The organism is Leifsonia sp. 21MFCrub1.1, from assembly GCF_900107895.1.
Classification (GTDB): Bacteria; Actinomycetota; Actinomycetes; order Actinomycetales; family Microbacteriaceae; genus Leifsonia; species Leifsonia soli.
In genome coordinates this window covers 2,241,518-2,255,112 of sequence record NZ_LT629867.1, presented here as the reverse complement: position 1 = coordinate 2,255,112, position 13,595 = coordinate 2,241,518, and the positions used below count along the sequence as shown (strand labels likewise).

At 70.2% G+C, this 13,595-nt stretch carries 14 protein-coding genes; 7 read left to right on the top strand and 7 right to left on the bottom strand.

Annotation, left to right across the window (positions count from 1 at the left end):
- Window positions 1-39: 39 nt before the first annotated feature.
- On the bottom strand, window positions 40-1,236 hold the full coding sequence (locus tag BLW09_RS10705; protein ID WP_089912190.1) for a pyridoxal phosphate-dependent aminotransferase: 1,197 nt from the start codon (window positions 1,234-1,236) through the stop codon (window positions 40-42).
- 147 nt (window positions 1,237-1,383) lie between these two features.
- Between BLW09_RS10705 and BLW09_RS10700 the strand changes: the two genes are divergently transcribed.
- The 4 genes from BLW09_RS10700 (at window position 1,384) to BLW09_RS10685 (ending at window position 5,995) form a co-directional block, all read left to right on the top strand.
- The gene (locus BLW09_RS10700; protein WP_089912188.1) at window positions 1,384-3,129 is read left to right on the top strand and encodes a trypsin-like peptidase domain-containing protein; all 1,746 of its coding nucleotides are present in this window, start codon (window positions 1,384-1,386) and stop codon (window positions 3,127-3,129) included.
- 124 nt (window positions 3,130-3,253) lie between these two features.
- Window positions 3,254-4,297 carry a glycosyltransferase family 2 protein gene (locus BLW09_RS10695; protein ID WP_089912185.1) on the top strand — a complete coding sequence of 348 codons (1,044 nt, stop codon included), beginning with the start codon at window positions 3,254-3,256 and terminating at the stop codon, window positions 4,295-4,297.
- Between the two features lie 2 nt (window positions 4,298-4,299).
- Entirely contained in the window at window positions 4,300-5,118 is an 819-nt protein-coding gene (locus BLW09_RS10690; protein WP_089912183.1) for a CDP-alcohol phosphatidyltransferase family protein, read from the top strand.
- Window positions 5,111-5,995: a glycosyltransferase family 2 protein gene (locus tag BLW09_RS10685; protein ID WP_089912181.1), complete on the top strand. Its 885-nt coding sequence runs from the start codon at window positions 5,111-5,113 to the stop codon at window positions 5,993-5,995. Before BLW09_RS10690 ends, BLW09_RS10685 begins: the two co-directional genes overlap by 8 nt.
- A gap of 26 nt (window positions 5,996-6,021) precedes the next feature.
- Here the strand turns inward: BLW09_RS10685 and BLW09_RS10680 are convergent, their stop codons facing one another.
- From BLW09_RS10680 to BLW09_RS10655, 6 genes are all read right to left on the bottom strand, one after another.
- Entirely contained in the window at window positions 6,022-7,020 is a 999-nt protein-coding gene (locus BLW09_RS10680; protein ID WP_231946787.1) for a hypothetical protein, read from the bottom strand.
- 27 nt (window positions 7,021-7,047) lie between these two features.
- Window positions 7,048-7,356: a helix-turn-helix domain-containing protein gene (locus BLW09_RS10675; RefSeq protein WP_089912178.1), complete on the bottom strand. Its 309-nt coding sequence runs from the start codon at window positions 7,354-7,356 to the stop codon at window positions 7,048-7,050.
- 148 nt (window positions 7,357-7,504) lie between these two features.
- Complete coding sequence (locus BLW09_RS10670) at window positions 7,505-7,822, bottom strand: hypothetical protein (RefSeq protein WP_231946785.1); 318 nt, start codon at window positions 7,820-7,822, stop codon at window positions 7,505-7,507.
- A gap of 126 nt (window positions 7,823-7,948) precedes the next feature.
- The gene (locus BLW09_RS10665; protein WP_089912175.1) at window positions 7,949-8,683 is read right to left on the bottom strand and encodes an ABC transporter ATP-binding protein; all 735 of its coding nucleotides are present in this window, start codon (window positions 8,681-8,683) and stop codon (window positions 7,949-7,951) included.
- Window positions 8,684-9,547 (bottom strand): ABC transporter permease, encoded by an 864-nt coding sequence (locus tag BLW09_RS10660; protein WP_089912172.1) that lies wholly within the window; start codon window positions 9,545-9,547, stop codon window positions 8,684-8,686.
- A gap of 73 nt (window positions 9,548-9,620) precedes the next feature.
- Window positions 9,621-10,313 (bottom strand): phosphocholine cytidylyltransferase family protein, encoded by a 693-nt coding sequence (locus tag BLW09_RS10655; protein WP_089912169.1) that lies wholly within the window; start codon window positions 10,311-10,313, stop codon window positions 9,621-9,623.
- 383 nt (window positions 10,314-10,696) lie between these two features.
- Here BLW09_RS10655 and BLW09_RS10650 point away from each other — a divergent pair, with 383 nt between their 5' ends.
- The 3 genes from BLW09_RS10650 to BLW09_RS10640 are packed head-to-tail and all read left to right on the top strand — an operon-like array spanning window position 10,697 to window position 13,584.
- On the top strand, window positions 10,697-11,695 hold the full coding sequence (locus BLW09_RS10650) for an ABC transporter ATP-binding protein (protein ID WP_089912167.1): 999 nt from the start codon (window positions 10,697-10,699) through the stop codon (window positions 11,693-11,695).
- Complete coding sequence (locus BLW09_RS10645; protein ID WP_231946784.1) at window positions 11,671-13,248, top strand: hypothetical protein; 1,578 nt, start codon at window positions 11,671-11,673, stop codon at window positions 13,246-13,248. Before BLW09_RS10650 ends, BLW09_RS10645 begins: the two co-directional genes overlap by 25 nt.
- A gap of 57 nt (window positions 13,249-13,305) precedes the next feature.
- Window positions 13,306-13,584 carry a DUF3039 domain-containing protein gene (locus BLW09_RS10640; RefSeq protein ID WP_018190512.1) on the top strand — a complete coding sequence of 93 codons (279 nt, stop codon included), beginning with the start codon at window positions 13,306-13,308 and terminating at the stop codon, window positions 13,582-13,584.
- Window positions 13,585-13,595 lie beyond the last annotated feature (11 nt).

The following is a 13,595-nucleotide window of genomic DNA, read 5'->3' as shown; positions in this document are numbered from 1 at the left end:
GGCGAACGGCTCAGCGGTTCATGGGGCCGGAGCCGCGGTTCACGGGGCCAGCGCCGCGAGCCGCCGTGCCGCCTCCTCGAGCACCTCGATCCGCTTGCAGAACGCGAACCGGACCAGGGATGCGGTGCGCGCCGCGTACTCGCCGCGGCTGAACGCGCCGAGCGGCACGGCGACGACACCGGCGAGCTCCGGCAGCCGCCGGCACAGCTCGACGCCCTCGGGGAAGCCGAGCGGCGCTGCGTCGGCGACCACGAAGTAGGTCCCGTCCGAGGGGAACACGCCGAAGCCGGCCGCCGAGAGCCCGGCGGAGAGCACGTCGCGCTTGTGGGCGAGAGCGTCGGCGATGCCGGTGAAGTAGGCGTCCGGCAGCCGGAGTCCCGCCGCGATCGCCGGCTGGAACGGCGCCCCGTTCACGTAGGTGAGGAACTGCTTCACGGCGAGGACGGCGGTGACGAGCTCGGGAGGCGCCGTCAGCCAGCCGACCTTCCATCCGGTCGTGTTGAAGGTCTTCCCGCCGGACGAGATCGCGATGGTGCGCTCGCGTGCGCCCGGCAGGGACTCGAGGGGGATGTGCTCCGGCCCGAACGTGAGGTGCTCGTAGACGGAGTCGGTGATGATCAGGGCGTCGTGCCGTTCGGCCAGCTCGACGACGGTCGTGAGCGTCTCGCGGTCGAGCACCGTTCCCGTTGGATTGTGCGGCGTGTTCACGAGGATGGCGCGCGTGCGGTCGGTCACCGTCTCGCGCAGGCGGTCGAGGTCCGGCCGGAATGCCGGGGGCTCCAGCGGCACGGTGCGGTGGACGCCGCCCGCCAGGGCGATCACGGCGCCGTACTCGTCGTAGTAGGGCTCGAAGGTGACCACCTCGTCGCCCGGTTCGAGCAGGGCGAGCAGCGTCGCTGCGATGGCCTCCGTCGCCCCCGCGGTGATGAGCACCTCGCGGTCCGGGTCGAGGTCGAGACCGTAGAAGCGCTTCTGGTGCTCGGCGACGGCCAGACGCAGGTCGGCGATGCCCATCCCGGGCGGATACTGGTTCTCGCCGGAGCGGATGGCGGCCACCGCGGCTTCCAGCACGGCGGCGGGGCCGTCCTCGTCCGGGAACCCCTGACCGAGGTTGATCGCCCCCGTGCGCGCCGCCAGCGCACTCATCTCGGCGAAGATCGTCGGCCGCACGGAGCCGTCCGCCCCGAGCAGCCCTGCACCAGCGGCGGCGCGCCGCCAGCCTCCCGTGATCGTCATAGGACAACGCTACGGCCTTACTCGCATCCAACCCATTGGGTACGTTGGGGAGAGTCATCGACATGCAGAAGGTCGCCCACAGCAACGGCAAATAGAACGCCCAGGTTCGCATCCCAAGCTGTCTGTGCTTGGAAGGAGCAACACACCATGACCGACACCCCGAACACCCCGGAGCCCGCGAAGCCCCAGCACGACGCCGACACCGACGCGGTCGTGGATGCTGCCGGCACTGAGCACACCGAGCACACCGAGGCAGCGGCCCCCGCGGCCCAGACCGAGACCCCCGCGGCGGCCCCCGCGGCCCCGACGGCTCCCGCGGAGCAGGCACCCGCGACGCAGGAGCCTGCGTCCGGCGCAGGCTGGACCGCTCCGGCGGCGCACACTGCGGGCGACCCCGGCGCGCAGCCGACGGTGCCGCAGCCGACCGCCGCGCAGCCGACCGCCGCGCAGCCGACCGTTCCGCAGCCGACCGCCGCCCCGCAGCACCAGACCCAGCCCACGCAGCCCCAGCCCTACGGTCAGCCGTACGGCCAGCAGCAGCCGCACTACGGCAACGGCGCCTTCGGCCAGCCCGCAGGATACGGCCAGCAGCCGCAGCAGCCGCCCTACGCTCCCAACGCCCACCAGCAGGGCTACGCGGGCGCACCGGGCGCCGGGACCGCCACGGCCCCGGCGAAGCCCGCCAAGCGCGGCAGCACCGGCCTGATCATCGCGACCCTCGCCATCGGCGCACTCGTCGGCGGCATCGCCGGCGCCGGAGCGGGCGTCGGCATCTACGCCGCCACCAACGGAGGCAACGCGACCATCAAGACCGTCTCCGGCCCGCAGAACATCACCGTGAACGACGCCAACGACGCCAGCACCATCACCGCGGTCGCCGCCAAGGCGTCCCCGAGCGTCGTCACCATCTCGGTGAGCGCGTCCAGCTCCGGCGGAACCGGCTCCGGCATCGTCCTGACCTCCGACGGCTACGTGCTCACCAACACGCACGTCGTGACGCTCGACGGCCAGGCCGCCAACGTGAACGTGACGGTCACCGACAACGACGGCAAGATCTACACGGCCAAGGTCGTCGGCACCGACCCGACCACCGACCTCGCCGTCATCAAGCTGGACAAGGCGTCCGGCCTCACCCCGATCAGCTGGGGCGACTCGAGCAAGCTCAACGTCGGCAACACGACGGTCGCCATCGGCGCGCCGCTCGGCCTCTCCGGCACGGTCACCGACGGCATCGTCAGCGCGCTCAACCGCAGCATCAGCATCGCCTCGTCGGCCGCTCCGAAGGACGACTCCAACAACGGTGGCGGCAGCCAGAACCCGTTCAACTTCGACTTCCCCGGCCAGGGTGGTCAGCAGCAGCAACAGCAGAGCTCCGGAACGATCTCGCTCCCGGTCATCCAGACCGACGCGTCCATCAACCCGGGCAACTCCGGCGGTGCGCTGCTCAACAGCAAGGGTGAACTGATCGGCGTCAACGTCGCCATCGCCAGCGCGGGTGGGTCGAGCTCCGACGGCTCGCAGTCCGGCAGCATCGGCGTCGGCTTCGCCATCCCGTCCAACCTCGCCAAGCGCATCTCCGACGAGATCATCAAGAACGGCTCCGCCTCGCACGGCCTCCTGGGCGCGTCGGTCGCCGACGCGAGCACGGACAGCAAGGCGACGACCGTCGGCGCCCTGATCAAGAGCGTCACCGGCGGCGGCGCCGCAGCGGGAGCGGGCCTCCAGGCCGGCGACATCGTGGTGAACCTCGACGGCACCCCGATCACCGACGCTACCGACCTGACCGCTCAGGTCCGGGCGCACGCGGCCGGCTCGAAGGTCGACGTCACCTACATCCGCGACGGCCAGACGAAGACCGCGACCGTCACGCTGGGGTCCCTCCCGGCGGAGTGATCGAGCACGCGCAGAAGGGCCGTCCCGCGACCGCGGGGCGGCCCTTCTGCGCCCATCCGCCTCCCGGCTCCGCTGCAGGCCCGGCTGATAGGCTCGACGCCGACCCGCTACAGCGAAGGACCAGATGCCGGACGACATCGTGAACACCCTCCCCGGTGTCTCGTACGTGATGCCCGTGCTCAACGAGGTGACCCACGTGCGGGCCGCCGTCGACAGCCTCCTGGCGCAGGACTACGCCGGCCCGTTCGAGGTCACCATCGCCCTCGGGCCGAGCATGGACGGCACCACCCAGCTGGTCGAGGAGCTCGCTGCGGTCGACGACCGCATCCGGGTCGTCGACAACGTGGTGGGCTCGACGCCCGCGGGGCTGAACCTCGCCATCCGCGAGTCGCAGTACCCGATCGTGATCCGGGTCGACGCCCACAGCGTCCTGCCGCCCGACTACGCCAGGGTCGCCGTCGAGACGATCCTGGAGACGGGCGCCGACAACGTCGGCGGCCTGATGGATGCGCAGGGCACCACCGACTTCGAGCGCGCCGTCGCCCGCGCGTACGGCAGCCGCGTCGGCCTCGGCGGGACGAAGCTGCACGTCGGCGGCGAGGCCGGCCCGGCCGAGACCGTGTACCTCGGCGTCTTCCGCCGCGATCGGCTGATCGAGGTCGGCCTCTTCGACGAGGAGATCAAGCGCGGTCAGGACTGGGAGCTCAACCGGCGTCTCCGCACCACCGGCGGGACGGTGTGGTTCACGCCGCGGCTGAAGGTCACCTACCGACCGCGCCCGAACCTCTACCGGCTGGCTCGCCAGTTCTTCTCCACCGGCATCTGGCGCGGCGAGCTCGCCCGCCGCTTCCCGGCCTCGAACGGGCTGCGCTACTTCGCTCCGCCGGTGATGGTGCTGGGTGTCGGCATCGGCACGCTGCTCGGCCTCGCCGGCATCGTCCAGGCGGCGCTGGGCGCGGCTCCGTGGCTGCTCTGGGGCTTCGCCGTCCCGGCGCTGTACGTCGTGATCGTCGTGGTCTCCGCGCTGCTCTGGGGTCGGCGTGACGGTTTTCGCCCGTTCCTGTGGTTTCTCGTAGTCTTGCCCTGCATCCACTTCAGCTGGGGGATCGGCTTCATCCTCGGATACCTGTCGCTCACCCGCAACATCACGTCCCACACGGGAAGGTAGGCATGACCGCACCCGGACCTGCGGCGCACGGCGCCCGTCCGTCCTCGATCGCCGAGCTGAAGGCTGTCGCGCAGCCTCCGGAGGTGCGCGGACGCCGCAACGCCGAGCACTGGACGGCCTCGCTGTACCTCCGCAACCTGTCGCCCTACCTCACCTGGGTGCTGCTCAAGACGTCGATCTCGGCGAACGGCGTGACGGGTCTGATGATCCTGACGGGATGGGCAACCGCGGCGGCGCTGCTCATCCCCGGGATCGCCGGAGCGGCGCTCGCCCTCGTGCTCGGCCAGCTGCAGATGCTGGTGGACTGCTGCGACGGCGAAGTGGCGCGCTGGCGGCGCACGTCGTCGCCCGCGGGCATCTTCCTCGACAACGTCGGCCACTATTCGACCGAGACCCTGATCGCGATCGCGCTCGGCATCCGTGCTGCGGGCTACCCGCTGGAGACGCCGGAGGACTTCCTCTGGACGAACCTCGGAACGCTGCTCGCCCTGGTGATCGTGCTCAACAAGGCGCTCAACGACATGGTGCGGGTGGCGCGGGCCAACGCCGGCCTGCCGAAGCTGGCCGACACGCAGTCGGAGTACGCGCCGACCCACGGCCTCATCGCGACCCTGCGGCGCGCAGCGAAGTTCCTCCCGTTCCACCGCCTGTACCACTCGGTGGAGCTCACCATCCTGATCTTCGTGTTCTCGATCGTCGGCCTGTTCATCGGCGCGACCTTCGCCGACCGCATCCTGCTGTGCGCGCTCGTCCCGCTCTCGATCCTCGCGCTTGTCGGCCACTTCGTGACCATCATGGCGTCCCGGCGGGTCCGTGGCTGAGCTGCCCGCGGTCGCGGTCGTGGTGCTCACGCAGGGCGCCCGGCCGGTGGAGCTGCGGCGCGGTGTGGAGTCGGTGCTCGCCCAGGAGGGCGTCAGCACCGACATCGTCGTGGTGGGCAACGGCTGGGATCCGGCGACGGCCGATCCGGCGCTGCCGGACGGCGTGCACGTGCTCGCTCTGCCCGAGAACGTCGGCATCCCGGCCGGACGCAACGCGGGGGTTCCGCTGGTGCACGGGGAGTGGCTGTTCTTCCTCGACGACGACGCCGACATCCCGTCGCGCACGTTCCTGGCGGACGCTATCGCCAAACTCCGCGCCGATCCCGGCATCGGGATGCTGCAGCCCCGGCTCCGGGTGCCCGACGGCACGCAGCCGCCCCGGCGCTGGATCCCGCGCATCCGCAAGGGCGATCCGGAGCGGTCCAGCAACGTGTTCGCCGTGCTGGAGGCGGCCGTCGTCCTTCCGCGCGCCGTCTTCGAGCAGGCCGGCGGGTGGGCCGACCCGTTCTTCTACGCGCACGAGGGCATCGACCTGGCCTGGAAGGTGTGGGATCAGGGGAAGCGGGTCTGGTACGCCGGCGACCTCGTGGCCGAGCATCCGTCCGTCTCGCCGACCCGGCACTCGTACTACTACCGGCTCAATGCGCGGAACCGGGTGTGGCTGGCGCGCCGCAACCTGCCCGCGGTGCTCATTCCGCTCTACGTGGGGTCGTGGACGGGGATCCAGCTGCTGCGCTGGTTCCGCAAGCCCGCCGTCCTGCGCGCGTGGTTCGGCGGCTGGGCGGAAGGGTGGCGCACCGACCCGGGGGAGCGACGCCCGTTGCGCTGGCGAACGGTCGCACGGATGACCGCCGCCGGGCGTCCGCCGATCGTCTAGGGCCGCTCCTCAGGCGAGCCCCGCGGTCAGCCCGCTCGGCGCCGGTCTCCGTCGGCCGCGTCCGCAGCCTCGCCCGTGCGATCCGCATCCGGGAGTCCGCGAGGCTCCGGCTCCGATGCGCCGGCCTCGATGACGAACGGGCCGCGCGGCAGATCGGACCGGGACGGGTCGCCGTGTTCATGCTTCCGCCGGCCGCCGCGGGGCAGAGCTCCGCGCAGCGCCGTCCCGACCCGCACGACCCGGGTGCCGGTCGCCGTGCCGAGGCGGCGGACCGCACCCGGGCCCTCCACCGGCGTGAGGACCTCGGGGATGATCAGCGGGACAGGACCGAAGGCGAGACGTGCGTTCTGCACTACGCGGCGCCCGAGGATGTGGTTCCCGGTGCCGCCGATGACGGCGCCGACCCCGAACGGGATGGCGCGGGCCAGGATGCTGGCACCGCCGCGTACGGCGAACTGGCGGATGAAGACATTCTTCAGGCGGTCGACCAGGGGGCCGACGACCATGCTCGGCAGCGTGGACGTGACCAGTTCGCCCCAGTAGGCGGTGCGGGTCACGCCGCCTCCGCCGAACTGGCCGGCGAGCTGACGCACGAGATCGGAGCCCTCCTTGCCGAGCATCATGGTGAGCACCAGAGCTCTGGCGCGCTCGGGGTCGTCGACGGCGATGCCGTGCAGCTCGCTCATCGACTGCGCGTAGAGCGCGGTCGCCTCGAGGAAGCCCGCCGTCTCCAGCCCCGAGAGGGCGAGGGTGATGCCGGTGCCGATCGCGGGGATGACGGCCGTGGCTCCGACCGCGGCCCCGCCACTCGTGACCGCGGCGAGGTACCGCCGTTCGAGGATGCGGGCAAGCTCCTCCGCGGAGGCGTCCGGGTGGCGGCGGCGGATGCTGCGCAGGTGCGCCACCACGACGGGCCGCTGGATGCCGAGGAAGCGGTCGAGTGTCGTATTGACCGCGCGCGGAGTGTCCCCGCCCTGCGACGGTCCTCCGGTGACGGAGATGATCGGTTGCTGCTTCTTAGCCATCTCCTCAGAGTGTAGGCCGGTTCCAGATCAAGACGACCCGGGGTTCCCCTCGCGTGCGATCAGATAATCCTGGGCCGACAGGACGCGAACGTCGCTCGGCAGGTGTTCGGCCGAGATGTCCTGGGTCAGTGTGGACACGTCCGTCCCGAGCACGGCGGCGATGCGCATCATCGTCAGGAGGCTCGGGTTCGCGCCGCCGCGTTCGATCTTGCCGAAGTTGGTCACATGCATGGCGGCGAGACTCGCGATCGCCTCCTGGCTGAGGCCCAGACGGACCCGGGCCTGACGGATGCGGTCGCCGAGCAGGAGGGCGGCGGTCCCTGCGGGGTTCTTCATAGTCATCAGTGAAGAGCCGGACGGCTCTGTGCTCCAGAGCACGAGCACCCCGAACCACGGACCTCTCGCGTTGGTCACAGAAAATGCAGGTGATGCCTGCGTTCGCCGGGAGCTCTCCGGGCCGCTCGTGCGACCCGGAGAGCCCGGGTCACAGGCTGATCTGCCAGAGGTACTCGCGGCCGTCGGGCGGGAACCAGCGGACGACGAGCACGGTGTCGCGTGCGGGCTCACGGCCGGACACGCTCGCCCGGACGGCCTCCCCGGGCGATACGGAGGTGGGCGGGCTGACCCGCAGGCTCGCGCTCCCCGCGACGCTCACGGTGACGCCGCTGAGCGTCTCGCGCCCGGCATTGATCAAGCGGTAGTGGGGTGCCGTGGAGCGGTCGACCCGCCACGGGACGCGGTACGCCAGGCGGCGCGGACGAGGGGCGGGAGAGGGGCTGCGAAGAAACCGGAGACGATTCATGCGACGACGCTAACCAGCCCCTCCGACGCTCGACGCCCCGAAATCGGGCACGAACACCACTTCCGGGGACAACCCGCCCAAATCTTTTCTGGGGACGGTTCCGCCCCTGTGGAGAAGGCCGCAGCGTCAGGTGCCGTAGTCGGAGTTGTAGAGCTCCAGGACATCCCCGATCGGGCCGTCGAGCACGAGCGCGCCCTTGTCCAGGTACAGGCCGCGTTCGCAGAAGCGCCGCAGGTCCTTCTCGTTGTGCGAGACGAAGAACAGGGTCCGGCCGCCCGCGAGCAGCTCCTCGATCCGCCGGTAGCACTTCTCCCGGAAGCCGCGGTCGCCCACGGCCAGCACCTCGTCGACGAGGAGCACCGGCTCCTCCAGCTGCGAGATGACGGAGAACGCGATGCGCACCTTCATGCCGCTCGACAGGTGCTTGTACGGGGTGTCGACGAAGTCGCCGATCTCGGCGAAGTCGATGATCTCGCCGAACCGCTCGTCGATCTGGGAGCGCGTCATGCCGTGGAGGCCGGCGGTCAGATAGACGTTGTCGCGCACCGTGAGGTCGTCCACGAACCCGCCGGTGATCTCGATCAGCGGGGCGACGCCGTCGCGAACGGTGACCGTCCCCTCGTCCGGCAGCATCACCCCGGCGACGAGCTTGAGAAGCGTCGACTTGCCCTGTCCGTTGCGGCCGACGACGCCGATCGCCTCGCCCGGCTGCACGTCGAAGCTGACGTTGCGCAGCGCCCAGAAGTCGTCGGGGCGCACCCGGCGCTGACGGGTGGAGAAGAGGTCCTTGAACGAGCGGCGGGCGCCGCGATTGCGGCGGAAACGGACGCCGAGACCCTCGACGGCGATGACGGGGGGCACTCAGATCTCCTTCAGGATGTCGCGCTCGAAGTGCTTGAAGACGAGCCAGCCGATCCCCAGCAGCACGAGAGACATCGCAGCGCTCACCCCGACCAGGAACCAGTCCAGCTCCTCGGCGAAGAACGCCGAGCGATAGAGACTGAAGATGCCGGTGAGCGGGTTGAACGCCGACCAGAAGTGCAGCGAGAACAGCACATCCGTCTGCGCGCCAGGATGCTCGGTCAGGTAGGCGGCACAGCGGCGCGCGGCGACACCGGCGCCGCATCCACCCGGGAGGTCTCGCGCGCTGTAGATGATGGGGGAGGCGTAGAAGAGGAAGCGCAGCGCCAGCTTCACCGCGCGCTCCAAGTCGCGGAAGAACACCACGAGCGGCGCCACGATCAGCCCGACGCCGATCGTCAGCACCGTCTGGATGAGGATCGCCACCGGGAAGAGCAGGACATCGACGTTGAGCCGGGCACCCGTCAGGACGGCGAAGAAGGCCAGAACCGGGAGCGAGAGCAGGAACTCGATGCCCTTGGATGCGACGATCCGGTTGACCCAGATGGTCCGCGGGATCATCGTCGAACGGATGAGCTTCGCCTCGCGGATGAACGCCCGCGTGCTGTCCGAGACAGCGCCGTTGAACCACATCCACGGCAGGAGGGCGGCCAGGAGGAAGACGATGTACGGGTTCTCGCCGACGTCGCGCTTGAAGATGACCGTGAAGACGAACCAATAGATCGCGCTCATGACGAGCGGATCGAGGATCGACCACAGATAGCCGAGCACGCTCGTCGAATAGCGCACGCGGAGATCGCGCTTGGTCAGCAGCCAGAGCGAGTGCCGGTAGCGCGAGAAGGGCGAGCGCTGCGCAGGGCGCACTTCAGTCGGGATACTGGTCACGAGAACCCATCGTATTGATCGAAGCCGCGTGAAAGCTCACGCCGACATCCGACTATACGAAAAGATTCGCGCGCTCCAGGTCCTCCTGGAAGTCGACCTCGACGGCGTACAGGTCGGAGATGTCCACCGGCTCGACCAGCATGCGGTCCTGCTCGATGGCCAGCTCGATGCCGCGCTCGAAGTAGTCCTGGTCGCCGACGCGCTGCAGCTGGCGGAGCAGGGCGGCCTTGTCGCCGGAGGAGACGTAGTTGATGCCGACCGCCTCGCCGAGACCACCCTTGACCGTCTTCGACAGCTCCTGGATGTAGCCCTCTGGCCCGGTCGTGTACTTGACCTCCTCGTCGGCGACGGACGAGGTGTTGACGGTGACGAAGGTCTGGTCGCGGGCCACCATGGCCGCGCCGCGCACGAGAACGGCCGGGTCGAAGACCACGTCGCCGTTCATCCAGAGCACACCGCCGGGACCCGACGCCTGGAGGGCGCGCATGAGGCTCTTCGACGTGTTGGTCTGGTCGTACTGCTCGTTGTAGACGAACTGGGCGTCGGGGAACGCCTCGATGATGTGCTCCAGCTTGTAGCCGACCACGATCGTCACCTGGGCGTCCTTGCCGAAGGCCGCGTGGATGTTGTCGAACTGCTGCTGCATGATGGTGCGGCCATCGTTCAGCTCGGTCAGCGGCTTCGGAAGGCTTCGTCCGAGTCGGCTTCCCATTCCGGCCGCGAGAATCACTACCTGGGTCGTCACAATCATCTCCTTGGTCCTACGCGAACCCGGCCGTCTGCTGCGCCCTCATCGGTCGCCGCCGGCCTCGCCCGGGAGAAGGTCACCCAGGATTCATCCGCGCTTACGCGTTTAGACACCCCGTTATGCCTCCCACAGGCTACCGGGGGACAGGCACGGGCGGCAGGGGTTGACGGATGTCGTTGTTGGGTCGTTATGTTCCTCACAGGACTTTCGGAGCAGACCGATCGCCTCACGCTCGTGCGGGGGGTACGCAGGCGCGCGGGTGTTGGTACGTTAGCGGGGTGAGTTCCGAGCACGCGCGTCCCCAGAGCACCGAGCCCGAGGAGGACCGGGCGGCGGAAGCGGCGGAGACGGCTGAACGGAACACGCAGAGGGGGGACACCATGGCGGAGGCCGCAGAGCCGACGACCGCGGAGGGCGGGGCCCAGACCGGCTCCGTTCCACGGGCGAAGCGCGCCCCGGCGAAGACGGCTGCGGCCGCCGCCGGGACGAGCACGCGCGCACCGCGGACACGAACGACCGCGGCGAAGCCGCGACAGACCACACGCACGAAGACCGAGACGGCCGCCGCGAGCGCCGCCCCGACCGTCGCGCTCGACGCGCCGGAGCCGGTGGACACCCGGCCGACGGTGCTCACGATCACCGGCGTGCAGAAGCGCTACGGCGACACGGTCGCCGTCGACGGAGTGAGCCTCGACATCCGGGAAGGCTCCTTCTACGGGATCGTCGGGCCGAACGGCGCGGGGAAGACGACCACTCTCTCCATCGTCACCGGACTGCTCCGGCCGGACGCCGGCCGCGTTGTCGTGCACGGCGTCGACGTCTGGGCCGAGCCGGTCAGGGCCAAGCACATCATCGGTGTGCTTCCGGACAAGCTCCGGCTGTTCGACCGCCTCACCGGCGCCCAGTTCCTGCGCTACGCGGGCACGCTGCGCGGTCTGAGCGCCAAGACCGTCCGGGCGCGCACCGGCGACCTCGCCGCCGCCTTCGGCATCGAGGACGCCCTCGACCGTCTGGTCGCCGACTACTCCGCGGGCATGACCAAGAAGATCGCCCTCGCCGCCGCGATGATCCACTCGCCGCGACTCCTGGTGCTGGACGAGCCGTTCGAGTCGGTCGACCCGGTGTCGGCCGCGAACATCATCGATATCCTGCAGCGCTACACCGCAGCGGGCGGCACAGTCGTCGTCTCCAGCCATGGCATGGACATGATCCAGCGCGTGTGCGACAGCGTCGCGATCATCGTCCGCGGGCAGGTGCTCGCTTCCGGGACCATCGACGAGGTGCGCGGCGAGCAGACGCTCGAGGAGCGCTTCGTCGACCTGGCCGGCGGTCGCAAGGCAGCGGAAGGCATGGAGTGGTTGCACAGTTTCTCGGACTGAAGCTGCGGATCATGGGCAACGCCTTCCGGCGGACCCCGTGGCAGGTCTTCGGCCTGGTGATCGGGCTGCTCTACGGAGGGTTCATCACCGTCATCGTCGTCGGCTCGCTGGTCGCCGCACGCCTCGTCTCCGATGTGGCGGCGACGCACAGCGTGCTGGTCGTCATCGGCGCGGTCGTGCTCGCCGGCTTCGCCCTGCTCCCGCTGCTGTTCGGCGTCGACGACACGCTCGACCCGCGCGAGTTCGCCCTGTTCGGCATCCCGAACCGGTCGCTCGCCACCGGGCTGCTGCTCGCCGGGCTGCTCGGCATCCCGTCGCTCGTGCTCGTCATCTGCGCGGGGGCGACCGTCGTCACCTGGTCGCAGAACGCCGGGACGGTGCTGGTCGCGCTGATCTCGGCGGTCATCGTCGTGCTCACCTGCATCCTCGCCTCCCGTGTCACCACGGCGATCGCGCACTCGATGCTGTCGACGCGTCGTTCCCGGGAGGCGGGAGGCGTGATCGGCATCCTGCTCCTCGTGCTGATCGGCCCCGTGCTGCTGCTGCTCGTGACCGTCGACTGGGGCCGCGACGGCCTCGGAGCGCTCGGGGGCGCGGCGGGGTGGCTGGCCTGGACGCCGCTCGGCGCCATGTGGTCGGCGCCCGGTGCCGCTGCGGAGGGCGACTGGGGCGTTGCCGTGCTGCAGCTCATCATCGCGCTCGCGACCCTCGGCCTGCTCTGGCTGGCCTGGACCGCGCTCGTCGCCCACGTCGTCGCGTCGCCCGAGCGCGAGCAGCGCTCCAAGGCGTATCACGGCCTCGGCTGGTTCGACCGGCTGCCCGGCGGCCCGACCGCCGCGATCGCCGCGCGCTCGATGACGTACTGGGGGAGGGACGCGCGCTACTGGGTGTCGATCGTCCTCCTCCCGGTCATCCCGGTCGCGGTCGTGGTCGCCCTGGCGCTCGCCGGACTCCCGTGGCATTTCATCGCCCTGGTGCCGCTGCCGCTGGTGTGCCTCTTCCTCGGCTGGAGCATCCACAACGACCTCGCCTACGACAGCACCGCGATCTGGCTCCACCTCGTCTCGGGCACGCGCGGCATGGCCGACCGTGCCGGCCGGATGTTCCCGCCGGTCGTGGTGGGCATCCCGGTCCTGGTGGTCGGATCCATCGCGACGACCGTCGTCTTCGGCGACTGGGCGGTGCTTCCGTCGGTGGCGGCGCTCAGCGGCGCGATCCTGGTGATCGGCCTCGGCCTGTCCAGCATCTCGTCGGCGCTCTTCCCGTACCCCGCGACGAAGCCGGGCGACAGCGCGTTCACCCAGCCGCAGACCTCGGGTGCGTCGGCGGCGCTCGTCCAGTCGCTCAGCTTCTTCGCGATCCTGATCCTGGCCTCGCCCGTGCTGGTGTTCCTCGTCCTCGGCCTCACGGTCAACGCGTTCTGGCTGGCGATCGCCCCGGTCGCCGCCGTACTGATCGGCTTCGCCACCCTGTTCTTCGGGATCTGGCTGGGCGGTCGCGTGTTCGACCGCCGCGGGCCGGAGATCATGGCCTTCGCGAACCGCAACGACTGAGGTGCGCGCTCGCGCGCTCCCGGCCGCATCCACTCACGCGGCGTCTAAACTGGTGCCATGAACGAAGCGAGCATCTCCGAGCCGGGCGGCCAGCCGAGCGGTGGCGGGGCGACGACGCTCGACCGCGAACTCGAGGAGCTCCTGCAGAACCAGGAGCCGGGGGACCACGAGCGCTTCTCGCACTACGTCAAGAAGGAGCAGATCCTCGAGTCGGCGCTCACGGGCAAGCCGGTGAAGGCGCTGTGCGGCAAGATGTGGACGCCGAACCGCGACCCCGAGAAGTTCCCGGTGTGCCCGACCTGCCGCGAGATCTACGAAGGCCTCCAGGGCGAGTAGCCGCCCCGCCC

Excerpts from the sequence above, each read along its gene's own strand:
- BLW09_RS10675 (WP_089912178.1), bottom strand. The coding sequence starts at position 7,356 with ATGAAGAACCCCGCAGGGACCGCCGCCCTCCTGCTCGGCGACCGCATC.
- BLW09_RS10695 (WP_089912185.1), top strand. The coding sequence starts at position 3,254 with ATGCCGGACGACATCGTGAACACCCTCCCCGGTGTCTCGTACGTGATG.
- BLW09_RS10640 (WP_018190512.1), top strand. The coding sequence starts at position 13,306 with ATGAACGAAGCGAGCATCTCCGAGCCGGGCGGCCAGCCGAGCGGTGGC.
- BLW09_RS10650 (WP_089912167.1), top strand. The coding sequence starts at position 10,697 with ATGGCGGAGGCCGCAGAGCCGACGACCGCGGAGGGCGGGGCCCAGACC.
- BLW09_RS10670 (WP_231946785.1), bottom strand. The coding sequence starts at position 7,822 with ATGAATCGTCTCCGGTTTCTTCGCAGCCCCTCTCCCGCCCCTCGTCCG.
- BLW09_RS10680 (WP_231946787.1), bottom strand. The coding sequence starts at position 7,020 with ATGGCTAAGAAGCAGCAACCGATCATCTCCGTCACCGGAGGACCGTCG.
- BLW09_RS10690 (WP_089912183.1), top strand. The coding sequence starts at position 4,300 with ATGACCGCACCCGGACCTGCGGCGCACGGCGCCCGTCCGTCCTCGATC.
- BLW09_RS10700 (WP_089912188.1), top strand. The coding sequence starts at position 1,384 with ATGACCGACACCCCGAACACCCCGGAGCCCGCGAAGCCCCAGCACGAC.
- BLW09_RS10705 (WP_089912190.1), bottom strand. The coding sequence starts at position 1,236 with ATGACGATCACGGGAGGCTGGCGGCGCGCCGCCGCTGGTGCAGGGCTG.